A 13,144-nucleotide genomic window follows, 5' to 3' on the forward strand; every position below is an offset into this window, starting at 1 on the left:
TTCGATTTCAGTGTCTTTATATCTTACTTGTATAGAAAACTATTCCAAGCAGCGGAAAATGCGAGACTCTTAGAATAAAAGCGTAAGTGCTCGGTTAACGACGTACGGACTGGACTGAGCCGCAGGAGATAAAGGAAACACGGCGACCGTAGGGAGTCGATGTTGACTTATCGTACGGAGGTGAGGGAAGTCTCGCTAGTCGTTGAGCGCTGGAGCTGGACGTGGCTGTTCCTATTGTTCAGTTATTCACCGGTACAATTTTTATAATTTCTTAGACGACGGGAAAAGGAACAGTCTGAAGACCCCACAGCGAGCGTACTTTGCTCGCGATGTCTAACTTCGACGGACAGGACGTCCTAGTGCCGATGAAGCCACAGGACGTGGCGTATTCATCGGCCAGCGCCTACACCCTCGAGGTCTTAAGTCAATCCTCTTTGTGGCAAAAACCGCCACACCGAGGCTTGGCTTAAGCTTGGCAGATAAGAAAAAACTTACTGCATAAGTGCAACTAAGGCTTTCGCCGCTTGGCGACAAGCCAAGTTTTCTAATCGGGTGTGACCAAGGCGCTTACGTTTTTCTTTTTCTATGAGGAGGCTGAAGCGTTCCCCGAGGGAAAGAAAACACTGTGAAAACGACCGTGGGAGTTTGAACAGATGTTGCCCTTGTGCCCATGGTGAAAGCGAGTGTTTTCCGCTGCGATGGTTGAGCACATATCCTATAAAGGATAATCAAACTACTGCACTAATATCGATTATGTGCAATAGAAAACGATAAACTAAACGAAAACAGCATTTTTTTACATTTTAGCATGTCGACTAACATTTAATAAAATACCGACCGAACAAAGTGTCAGTGTTAACGAGGAACCCCCATAACTTAAGAATGGCAACGTAATCCCTGTTACAGGTATTAATCCGATGACGACACTTACATTAATCATAATTTGAATGGTTAACATAGATGTAATACCAAGTGCTAAGAAACGTCCAAATTGATCTGGGGCCTCCAGTGCAATTCGTATACCACGCCAAAATAGCAGTAAAAATAACCCGATCATTACTGTACCACCAATAAAACCAAGTTCCTCACTTAAAACAGCAAATATAAAATCGGTTTGTGGTTCTGGTAAATAAAAGTATTTTTGTAGACTTTCTCCTAAACCTACTCCTAACAATCCCCCTGGACCAATCGCATAGAGAGACTGGATAATTTGAAATCCATCTCCTAGGGGGTCCTCCCATGGATTTAAGAAGGCGGTAATCCGACTAATTCGATATGGAGCAGATAGAATAAGAAACAAAAAGCCAACAATCCCTAAAATACCTAGCCAAACGAAATGAGAGATTTTTGCACCAGCAGTATAAATTAAAACCATACATGTTAAAACAAGTACTACCCCAGTACCTAAATCTGGTTGAAGCATAATTAAGCCAAATGCTGCAAAAACGAGAATTAGTGCAGGGAAGAAACCTTTTTTAAACGATGTAATATATTTTTGATTCGCAGCTAAATACGTAGAAAGAAACATAATTAGTCCTAGTTTCATAAATTCAGAGGGTTGTATACTAAAAGCGCCAACTCCAATCCAGCTCCGCGCTCCACCTCGTACCATGCCAATACCTGGTATAAGGACAAGGATTAATAAAATAAAGCAAGCTAGCAATATGACATTTGCATATTTCTTCCAAATAGTATAAGGGACTCGCATTAAAGCAAACATTGCGACTAACCCTGCACCGACAAATAATAGCTGTCTTTTCACATAATATAGTGTATCACCATACTTATAATCAGACCAAACAAAAGAGGAGCTATATACCATTACAATTCCAACTACTAAAAGTGCAATAATCACAGCTAGTAATGTAAAATCTGGTTTTTCTTGTTGATTTTTATTCTTAAAAAATTCCCTAAACAAATAAAGCACCCCGTTTCCATAATCATTGGAATAGAGGCATTATTTTCCGATAGTAATCTATTAAGTAGAAAAACTCGCATTCGCTCGTCTTTTAGCGAAAGTATTAGTTTTTCTTATACTTGGGACGTAAAAATTTTAGCTGCGTCGAGTCCACCTCTTGGCTAAAATTTTATACGTTCCTAACGTGTAAAAAGAAAACAAGCCTCTACATTAGTCTATGCACGGCTTGTATAAACATGTCTCCTCTCTGTTCAAAAGTTTTATATTGATCCCAGCTTGCACATGCTGGTGATAATAGAATCACATCATTCGCCTCTGACAATTCGTATGCTTTTGGAACAGCATCATCTACATTATCTGCCTCTTCAATAAGCCCGATCCCTGCTTGCTCTGCAATTGTTTTCAATTTTGGAGCTGTTTGGCCAAAGACAACCATTGCCTTAACTCCTTGTAAATATGGGAGTAAGTCTGAGAAACCATTCCCGCGATCTAATCCGCCAGCTAGTAAAATAACGGGCTGTTGAAAGGAAGCTAGAGCTTTTTGAGTAGCAAGGATATTAGTGGCTTTGGAATCGTTGTAAAATATTCGATCATGGATATTTTTCACAAATTGTAAGCGATGTTTGACACTGGAAAATGTCGTTAATACCTGCTTTATTCCTTCATTTGTTGCACCATTTAATTTTGCTGCACTAATCGAGGCTAAAATATTTTCTAAGTTATGATCTCCAACTAATACAACGTCTTTCCGATTAATTATTTTTTCACCTTGAAAATAGATAAACTCCTCATCCACATATGCTCCATTACGTTGATAGGTTTTAGTAGAGAACGGAATAAGAGTTGCTTTTGCATCGTTGATCGCCTTCACAACTGTTTCATTTTCTGCGTTATAAACTAAGTAATCATCTTTTGATTGATTGATGAAAATATTACATTTTGCTTGTTGATAGTTTTCCAATGTTTTATGGTAATCCAAATGTGCTTCATATATATTTAACAGGACGGCGACTTTAGGTTTAAACGTTTGAACACCCAAAAGCTGAAAAGATGATAATTCAAGTACTAGTGTTTCGTCTTTTGTTAAATCTTGTGCAACATCGGTTGCAACCGTTCCAATATTTCCTGCGACTTTTACGTTTTGATCACTTGCTGCTAGCATTTTGGTTGTTAACGTGGTAGTAGTCGTTTTTCCATTGGATCCAGTAATACCAATAATCGAATTTGGCGCAAGCTGACCTGCAATCTCGATTTCGGTAATAATAGGAATACCTCTTTCTTTAGCTTCTACCAATAATGGTACCTCATACGGAATTCCGGGGTTTTTTACAATAACTTCAATATTATCTAAAATTGATATCGGATGGGTACCTAGAATTAATTCTGCTCCAAGTGCTTGTAATTCTTGCACATTGTTATCATGCCAATCTGCGTCACGATCTGTGATGCGGACGTTTTTACCGTTTTCTAATAAGATTTTAGCTGCAGCTGTTCCACTTCTAGCTAAACCAAGCACCAGAACATTTGTATAGTGAAAATTTCGTAACATATCCATTATAACCACACCTCAATATATAGCCCAAGGGAAGCAAAAATAAGACCAATCATCCAAAAGGTAGACACGACACGCCATTCTGACCAACCAAGTAATTCATAATGGTGATGAAGTGGACTCATCTTAAATACCCTTTTTCCTGTTGTTTTAAACGATATAACTTGAATAATAACTGATAACGTTTCGATGACAAAGACGCCACCAATTATGACTAACAATATTTCCATTTTCGTTAAAATAGCAACTGCAGCAATTGCAGCACCTAAGGATAACGAACCTGTATCCCCCATAAAGACTTTAGCAGGATGTGCATTAAAGACAAGGAAACCAAGTAGTGCACCAACAACGGCAAGTGCGAAAATAGAAACCTCATGTTGTGGGAAGCCATACCATGCTAAAACACCGAAAGCTCCAAAGGCAATTGCAGCTGTTCCTGCTAATAAACCATCCAATCCATCAGTCAAATTGACAGCATTTGAAGCACCGACTACCATGACGATAATGAGCAATGCATATCCCCATCCAAGATCCCATTGAAAATTCGTTCCTGGAATTTGGATATATGTAGGAAACTGTTGATAGCGTAAAATAAGATAAAAAATGAGTGCAATTAATAGCTGACCAGCCATTTTCTGTTTTGATGTTAAACCAAGGTTTCGTTTCATTGCTACTTTAATAAAGTCATCTAAAAACCCTAGTAGTGCATAACCCGCTAATACAAATAACAAAAGCCATAATTCATAGCCAATTCCAGCTGTATTCACCTTATTAGCCATAATTAATGATGTAATGACAATACTTATCACAATCATAATACCGCCCATTGTTGGGGTACCTTTTTTCTTCATGTGGGATTTGGGTCCTTCTTCCCTAATACTTTGTCCAAACTTGAGTCGCCGCAAAAAAGGTATACAGATAGGTGATAAAAGGACGGTGATAAGAAATCCTATTGCAATTGTCATGATTACGATTGTTATATTCATTTTTGTTCCTCCTCGTGCAAAAACCGTCCATTAGGAATGCGTAATTTGATCTACAATTGTTTCAAATTCCATTCTCCGTGATGCCTTAAATAAAATGAGTACATCACGTTTTAAGTATGGTTGTATTGCTTGTAATAAGTCTTTCTTCGTTTCAACATGTTTACATTCAATAGTTAGTCCTTTATCTTTTACTGCCTTCGAAATTTCCTTTGCATCATCCCCATACGTTAATACTGTACTTATTTGTTCATCTATAATATCTGATATGGCATAATGCAATTCCTTTGCATTTTCCCCTAACTCTAACATATCTCCTAAAACTAATACTTTTTGGGTATAGCCTTTCAGCTGTTTAACAACCTCAATGGATGCCTTCATTGATGTGGGAGAAGCATTGTATGCATCATTAACAATAGAAGATCCGTTTTTACCAGAAAGTCGTTCAAAGCGCATACCTGTCAGTGAGGTAGAAGATAAAGCCTTTTGGACAAGAGAAGTTTCTATTTTAAGCTCCTTCGCTAACGTTATTGCAAAAGTAGCATTTAATGCATGATGTTTACCTAATAAAGGGACAGTATATTCATTCCCATCAGATAGTGTAAATACTGTAGTATCTTGGGTTAATACAGAATGTTTAATTATTATATCATTGTGGGCGTCAAAACCACACCTTATTACATTTTTTGGCAAATCTTTATGCGTTAATAAAGGCTCATCACCATCAATTAGTAATGTTCCATCTTCTTTCATCCCAGCTATGATTTCTAATTTAGCCTTTGCTATCCCATCTCTTGATCCTAAGTATTCAATATGAGATTCTCCAATATTGGTGATAATCGCATAATCTGGTTTTGCCATTGTTGATAGCTGCTCAATTTCTCCAAACTGGTTCATGCCCATTTCTAAAACAAGCATTTCCGTATCTCGAGGCATCGCTAACATCGTTAATGGCAAACCGATTAAATTATTTAAATTTCCTTTTGTATGGTGTGTTTTGAAGCTCATTCCAACTACGGTTGAAACGATATCTTTTGTTGTTGTTTTCCCGTTAGATCCAGTTATACCAATTACGATTGGATTCACTTCATTCCGATATATTTTTGCCAACTGTTGTAATCCATCTAGTGTATCATCTACATAAAAAAGGATAAAATCTGACGGTAAATTAGCGGGTACTTCCTTTTGCTTATTCCATAGGGTTGCAACAGCACCTTGATTGATTGCTTGTTTCACATAATCATGTCCATCAAATTTTTCTCCAACTAATGGGATGAACAATGAATTGCTCGATTTAACTCGGCTATCTGTTGTAACATGCTCAATAACGTTTTCATCCATAACAGATCCATTATACGTTGGAAATATCGTTGATAACCATTTTGTTGTAAATAACATCATTCCCTTTACTCCTTATCCTGAATTGCTTGATGAGCTACTTTGCGATCATCAAAGTCATATTTCGTATGGCCAATCTGTTGATAGGTTTCATGCCCTTTTCCAGCAATAAGTATAATATCGTCTGGTTTTGCAAGATTCACAGCACGTGTGATAGCATCTTTTCGATCAACAACGACCTCATAATGATCGCCTTTTACCCCGTTAATCATATCTTGTAAGATTTGCTGTGGATCCTCTGTCCGTGGATTATCGGATGTGAAAATTGCTTGATCGGCATATTTCAAAGCAATTTGTGCCATTAATGGTCGTTTCGTTTTATCACGATCCCCACCACATCCAACGACAACATATACGTTTCCCTTTGCAAAGCCTCTAATGGTTTGTAGTACGTTATCTAACGAATCAGAAGTATGTGCATAATCAACAATGGTTGTAAACGGTTGTTCAGGTGCAACTGCCTCAAAGCGTCCATCCACGCCATTTATATTTTCAAGGGCTGATTTAACTATATCTAACGGAATTGACATAGCAATAGCAGCCGCACTAGCAGCTAACATATTGTAAACATTGAACATCCCCATTAATCTGCTATTAATATCAATTGTTCCGATAGGCGTTTTTAATGTAAAACGGGTAAGAAGTGCATCTAATTGAATATTTGTAGCCATTACTTGTGCTTCATGATTGATGCCATATGTAATAACATGTTGTGCTGTACTACGCTGAAGTAAAGAATAATGTGTATCATCCTGATTAATAATTGCAAACTTATCTTTGCCATCATAGGAATTGCCTAGTTGAGAAAATAATAAACTTTTCGCACGAATATAATCATCCATATCTTTATGATAATCAAGATGATCCTGTGATAAATTCGTAAAAATAGCTATATCAAAATCACACCCATATACCCTGCCTAAGTCGAGTGCATGAGAAGAAACTTCCATAATTGCAGTATCTACAGCCTGTTCGTGCATCGTATGGAACATTTTTTGTAAAAATAGTGAATCTGGCGTAGTATTTGCAATTGGATATGCGTCATCTCCAACTTTCATTTGAATGGTACCAATAACACCCGTTTTTTGATGATTCGCATTAAGAATTGATTCTAATAAATACGTTACAGTTGTTTTTCCATTTGTACCTGTTACCCCTATAAGTGGCATTTTCGTTGTCGGATAGTTATAAAATTTTGCAGCTACCATTGCTAGTGCACGCTGAGTATCGGCAACAAGTATAATCGGGATATTTGAGGGAACTTCTCTTTCAGCTAATATTGCAACGGCTCCATTATCAATTGCCTGTTCTACAAAGTCATGACCATCAACAGTAAATCCTTTGATACAAACGAAAAGGTCGCCTTTTTTCACTTTCCTTGAATCCATTTCTATATTACGTATCGTAATAGGAGAAATATCGTTATTCGCTTTGTAAAAAGGTAAAACAGAGAGAATTTCTTTTAGTTTCATGTTAAACATCCTAACTTTCTTATTCACACATCTATATTTATTCGTCGTAATCCATATTTTAAGAGGGTGGAATCACCCTCTTATATAGGTTTGTCATTCTAATGCATTTTATTTGCGTATCTATTATAGCAAATTTACAAATTAATCACGATTATTTTCTTCCGTTTCATCAGCAAGATAAATTCTGATTTTTTCTCCTTCTTCTAACATAGATCCTGCACTTGGAGCTTGGTCAATGATATAATCCCCACTTCCGCTTGTTTCAATAGATAGATTTGTCATATATTCATTTAAGTCCTCTTTCCTTAATCCAACGAGGTCTGGTACCTCTACCTTAGGTTGGTCAGGCCATTGATAATCCTTCTCCAAACCGTCGTCCCGTGGTTCTACTTCCATTGCTCTTAAACTATCACCTATAATTGTTCCAACGATTGGTGCTGCAACCTGTCCACCAAACTGGATCGTATCTTTGGGATTATCAATTGCAACATAAACAACAATTTCTGGATCGTCAGCTGGGGCAAATCCAATAAACGAAAGAACATAGTTGTTTTCCATATACGTTCCATCTGGTCCTACTTTTTGTGCGGTTCCTGTTTTTCCTCCTACTCGATACCCGTCTACATATGCAGATCTACCAGTACCTTCTGCCACGACATGCTCAAGTGCAACACGTACTTCTTTTGATGTTGAGCCTGAAATCACACGACGTTTTAATGATGGTTCAATCTTCTTAATCGTTTCATTCGTTTGTGGGTCAATAAATTCCTTTGCTATATATGGTTTATACAAGTAACCACCATTAACGACTGCAGATACCGCCATCACTTGTTGTATTGGTGTTACTGAAACTCCCTGTCCAAATGATGTTGTCGCTAATTCTACAGGACCAACTTGATCTGGGCTAAATAAAATACCATTCTCTTCACCTTGTAAGTCAATACCAGTCTTTTCGCCAAAACCAAAATCTTCAATATAGGAAAATAATTTCTCCTCTCCTAGTTCTGTACCTAACTCAACAAATCCTGGGTTACAAGAATTCATGACTACTTCTAAATAAGATTGATGACCATGGCCTCCTGTTTTCCAACAATGTAGTTCTGTACCCTCAACAGATATATCCCCATCATCATGGAACTCATCTTCTCTTAAGTCAACTTGATCTTCTTCTAATGCTGATGCTAGTGTAATAATTTTAAATGTTGAGCCTGGTTCATACGTACTCCAAATGGGGAGATTTCGATTATAAACGTCTGAATCTACTTCCTGATAATTTTCTGGATTAAAATTTGGCCTTGAAGTCATCCCTAATACTCCACCAGTTTTAGGATCTACCGCTATTGCAAGTGCTCCATCTGGATTATATTTTGCAGTCGCGATATCTAGTTCCCGTTCTATAATGGTCTGGACTTTTGAATTAATCGTCGTTTTTAAATGGGAACCATCTTTAGGTGGCTCATATGTATCCGCTAATTGCTCCAGTCGTCCCCCTTTTGCATCAGAATAATAGGAAAGACTACCTTTCTCACCACTTAGCTCATCATCATAATATGCTTCCAATCCCGTCAATCCTTGATTGTCAATGCCTGCAAAACCTAAAACATGAGATAAATCATCACCATATGGATAATGGCGCTTAGAATCTTTTGCAAGATACACACCATCAAGATTAAGTGTCTTTATAGCTGTTTCTTGTTTCTCAGAGATTTTTCTACCTTCTGGATGAATCCGTACACTTGACTCGTTTTGCGAAACATAATCATATGCTTCATCAACTGTTAAATCTAGTATCGATGCTAACTTTTCAGCAACATCCTGAGGGTTCTCAATCTGACTCGGAACTACCACAACAGATGGTGCAGTAACATTTTCAGCTAATATTTCTCCACTTTCATCTAATATATTTCCTCGTTCAGGTCTGAATTCAATGTCTCTACTCCATGATTCGTTAGCTCTCTCTGCAAGCTTGTCCCCTATCACAAATTGCACATACCCTAAACGAACATCAATTATACCAAACAGTAGTATACCAAAAAGAAAAACAGTGACAATCCTTCTCCTTACTGTAACAGCAGATACACGTTTATGTTTCATCTTCCATCCCCTTTTCATAGGTAGGCTTGTATCCACTATATGTGTAATGAATTAAGATTAGAACACTGTTTGAAATATCTTTATCTTCCCAACTTATTCTTCTTGTTCTATTAATTCAGGATCTTTTTTAGCTTCCTCTTCTTCTAGTGGCACTTCATCCTGGTTCGTAGGTGGCTCTAATTCAACAGCTAAATAGTCACCCTCTTCTAAAGAATTACCTGGTTCAATACTTTGGGTTGTAATATAGCCGCTTCCTAACGTTTCCAAGTTTAATTGAAGTAAGTCGGCTAACATCGATACATCCCTTATGGACCATCCAATTATATTGGGCATTGTTGGTGAATCTGTAACTAATATGACATGATCATTTGGGAAAAGTTCGTCACCTTCTTCTACACTGGCATCAACAATTTTTCCCCCTTTACCGACAAGTGTTACACGAATACCTTGATCCGTTAATTTCTCTTCGACTTCCTTAGCATCTTTACCAACTATAGCTGGAATCTGGATTGGATTAACTTGTTCCACTTTCTCTTTATCTGGCTCTATATTCAAATAGTGTAAGCTGTTTTCCATTACATTTCGAAATATAAATGATACTGGTACTGATCCAGCCTCATAATCATCAAGTTCGGGTCGTTTAACAGAGACATACATCATTAACCTTGGATCCTCTTTAGGTGCCATTCCTAAAAAAGAAAAAACATAATTGTCATGACCTGTTAAATAAGGAGTTGGACCTTCTGGATTTGGTATTTGAGCAGTACCTGTTTTACCAGCTACTGTATAGTCCTCTAATTGATACCGGCTCCCAGTCCCCTTTTCTGATGTCACCACTGTTTCTAATAAATCCATCACTTCAGAAGCGGTTTCTTCAGATATTGGTTCCCCTACTACTTCTGGCTCTGTCTCACTTTTAACTTGATTACTATTTGTTTCCGTGATTTTCGAAATGACATATGGTTTTACCATTTTTCCATCATTTGCAATTGCAGAAGCTGCTTTCATTTGTTGAATTGGTGTTAAAGTTGTACCTTGACCAAAAGATGTTGTGATCTTCTCAATAGGCCAATTATACAAAATACTTCCAGCTACTTCCCCGGGCAAATCAATTTCTGTTTTTTGATCAAAATCAAACGCATGTAAGTAATCTAAATACACATCAGGATCTATTTTTTCCCATAATAGCCTTGCTGCAGCCACATTGGAGGATCTCGCAAAACCTTCATCATAGGTAATTGGTCCCCAGCCTTCTCCGTTATTATGGTCTCGAATTGCCGTTATTCGATCACTTACCTGATATGTTCCTGATTCGAACCATTCCTCACCATTATATACACCCTCTTCAATGGCAGCTGCCCAAGTAAACATCTTCATTGTTGAGCCTGGTTCAAACGGGGTCGAAATAATATCATTATACCAATTTTCGACATCATCAGGATTATTCGGATTAAAACCAGGTCGATTACTCATTGCTAAAATCTCACCTGTTTGCGGGTCCATCACAGCAGCTGAGATTCTTTCTGGATTATATTCCGATTCGACTTGGGATAAAACATCTTCTAACAATGTTTGGATCTTTTGATCAATCGTTAAATATACATCATTCCCGTTACTTGGTTGTTGAATGATTTCATTAGGATCTAATAGTTTAGTATTATATTTATCTCGTTCATATGATATGTATCCATTTTCTCCACGTAACGTATCATTCATATAACTTTCCAGCCCAGTTATACCGTTTATAACATTTTCATCCCCACTTTTACGTGCAATTCCAAGAATATGAGCGAGGAATTCACCATTTGGATAGTGACGAATGGATTCTTTCTGGAAATTAATCCCTGGCAGATCAAGTTCTTCAATTTCTTCCTTTTTTTGTTGAGATAACTCCTTACCGCTCGTTCCAAATTCTACTTGAAATAAACCACTCTCTTTTCCTTCCTCTATTTGACTAACTATCTCGTTTTCTTCCATATCTAACAAAGGTGCCAATGCTTCTGCAGTTTCCAATGAATCCACAATATGCATAGGCTCATCTAGATTTTCTGAATATGCTTCATCAATAATGCCATAAATCCGATAAGTAGGACGATCATATGCTAGTGTCATACCATTCTTATCCAAAATCTTCCCACGTTCTGCATCCAAAGTATATGAAGCTGTTCGTTTTTCTGTTGCCCATTCCTCTAATGATATATCATTAATTTCACCAGTAGCTTGTATATACAAGAATCTACCGGTTAGCACTAAGAAAATAGCAACAAAAAGGATTATAAACACACCAGCCATTAAGTGAGTTGTTTTATTTTTCTTCATCTTAAACACCCAATCTAATTTGTGTACTTGCTAGCTTGTTTAATTTCTGCATCTTGTATTTTAAGACCATTTTCTTTTGCAATTCTAGTAATACGTTCGGGTCTCTTTAATTCTCTGACCTCAAACGAAAGACTTTCATTTTGCAATTGTTGTTCTTGGACCTTATTTTCTAATGATTGAATGTCACGATTTAATGCATCATTTGAAACAGAAAATGACACAAGATAAATTCCTGCCAATATAAAAAAGAGGCCAATTACGGAATATATTACTTTTTCTCCTCTTGTGATCCATCCTTGTTTTTTCACTCTTACTTTATTGAGCTCACGCTTTGGAGCTGTTTGCGGCTCTACTTGGTTATAGGATTGCCAACTTCTAGCATGATTAGCACTCATGACTTATTCCATCCTTTCTCATAATTAAATGAATCATCCCACTGTTTTACTTTTTCAACGATCCGTAATTTAGCCGATCTTGACCGTCGATTTTGCTCTAATTCACCCTCATCTGGAATAATTGGTTTCTTCGTAATAAGCTTAAAAGGAGCTTGGTGTGTTTCTGGTATAACTGGTAAATTTCTTGGTACTTCTTTCGGTGTACTCCACTTCTTAAAGGCTTGTTTACAAAGGCGATCTTCTAACGAATGAAATGTTATCACGACGATTCGTCCACCAATATCAACGATTCGTGCAGCTTGGTGTAACGTATCATTGAAAGCACCTAATTCATCATTTACGGCAATACGTAGCGCCTGAAATATGCGCTTTGCTGGATGCCCGCCTTTCCTTCTAGCTGGGGCTGGAATGGCATCTTTAATAATATTCACTAACTCATGTGTGGTCGTGATTGCTTTATTTTGCCGATATGCCTCAATTTTCCTAGCAATCTGCTTTGAAAATTTCTCTTCCCCATATCGTATAAAAATCTTCATCATGTCATTAAAAGACCATGTATTGACAATATCATAGGCACTTAAAGATTGTTCCTGATTCATCCGCATATCCAGTTTGGCATCGTGTTGATAACTAAATCCCCTTTCACCTCGATCTAATTGTGGTGAAGAAACTCCTAAATCAAATAATATTCCGTCAATTGAAGTTATATTTCGACGTTCAAGTTCCTCTTCTATCTCTCGAAAATTTGCATGAATATATGTAATCCGATCTTCATATTCCCGTAATCGTTGTTTGGCTGCTTCTAGTGCATCCGTATCTTGGTCAAATCCAATTAAATGGCCTTTTTCGCTTAATTCAGTTGCAATTTGAAATGAATGTCCTCCACCACCAAGCGTACAATCCACATATGTACCGCTTGGATTAAGTTGAAGTCCGTCCATTACCTCGTCTCGCAATACACTATAATGTTCAAACATAGATGTCATCACTTCTTTCTTAGTGTGTGTTTTTCA

9 protein-coding genes are annotated in these 13,144 nt (G+C 37.3%); all 9 read right to left on the bottom strand.

The features are described from left to right. Positions 1 to 796 precede the first annotated feature (796 nt). Positions 797 to 1,918 (bottom strand): stage V sporulation protein E, encoded by a 1,122-nt coding sequence (gene spoVE / locus GHC26_RS08000; protein ID WP_163970745.1) that lies wholly within the window; start codon positions 1,916 to 1,918, stop codon positions 797 to 799. 205 nt (positions 1,919 to 2,123) lie between these two features. Further along, a complete protein-coding gene (murD, locus tag GHC26_RS08005) occupies positions 2,124 to 3,473 on the bottom strand; it encodes a UDP-N-acetylmuramoyl-L-alanine--D-glutamate ligase (protein ID WP_163970746.1) in 1,350 nt (449 codons plus the stop codon). Continuing rightward, positions 3,473 to 4,456: a phospho-N-acetylmuramoyl-pentapeptide-transferase gene (gene mraY / locus GHC26_RS08010; RefSeq protein WP_163970747.1), complete on the bottom strand. Its 984-nt coding sequence runs from the start codon at positions 4,454 to 4,456 to the stop codon at positions 3,473 to 3,475. The genes murD and mraY overlap by 1 nt, the downstream gene beginning before the upstream one ends. A gap of 30 nt (positions 4,457 to 4,486) precedes the next feature. Continuing rightward, a complete protein-coding gene (locus GHC26_RS08015; protein WP_318936996.1) occupies positions 4,487 to 5,854 on the bottom strand; it encodes a UDP-N-acetylmuramoyl-tripeptide--D-alanyl-D-alanine ligase in 1,368 nt (455 codons plus the stop codon). Positions 5,855 to 5,859: 5 nt separating this feature from the next. Next, positions 5,860 to 7,323 carry a UDP-N-acetylmuramoyl-L-alanyl-D-glutamate--2,6-diaminopimelate ligase gene (locus GHC26_RS08020; RefSeq protein ID WP_163970748.1) on the bottom strand — a complete coding sequence of 488 codons (1,464 nt, stop codon included), beginning with the start codon at positions 7,321 to 7,323 and terminating at the stop codon, positions 5,860 to 5,862. Between the two features lie 141 nt (positions 7,324 to 7,464). Next, positions 7,465 to 9,417, bottom strand: coding sequence for a stage V sporulation protein D (locus GHC26_RS08025; protein WP_163970749.1), 1,953 nt, complete (start codon positions 9,415 to 9,417; stop codon positions 7,465 to 7,467). Positions 9,418 to 9,510: 93 nt separating this feature from the next. Then, positions 9,511 to 11,736 (bottom strand): penicillin-binding protein, encoded by a 2,226-nt coding sequence (locus GHC26_RS08030; protein WP_163970750.1) that lies wholly within the window; start codon positions 11,734 to 11,736, stop codon positions 9,511 to 9,513. A 14-nt stretch (positions 11,737 to 11,750) separates the two neighbouring features. After that, the gene (gene ftsL / locus GHC26_RS08035; protein WP_163970751.1) at positions 11,751 to 12,131 is read right to left on the bottom strand and encodes a cell division protein FtsL; all 381 of its coding nucleotides are present in this window, start codon (positions 12,129 to 12,131) and stop codon (positions 11,751 to 11,753) included. After that, positions 12,128 to 13,108, bottom strand: coding sequence for a 16S rRNA (cytosine(1402)-N(4))-methyltransferase RsmH (gene rsmH, locus GHC26_RS08040; RefSeq protein ID WP_205599206.1), 981 nt, complete (start codon positions 13,106 to 13,108; stop codon positions 12,128 to 12,130). The genes ftsL and rsmH overlap by 4 nt, the downstream gene beginning before the upstream one ends. Positions 13,109 to 13,144 lie beyond the last annotated feature (36 nt).

The organism is Oceanobacillus halotolerans, assembly GCF_010993955.1.
Taxonomy (GTDB): Bacteria; Bacillota; Bacilli; order Bacillales; family Amphibacillaceae; genus Oceanibacillus_A; species Oceanibacillus_A halotolerans.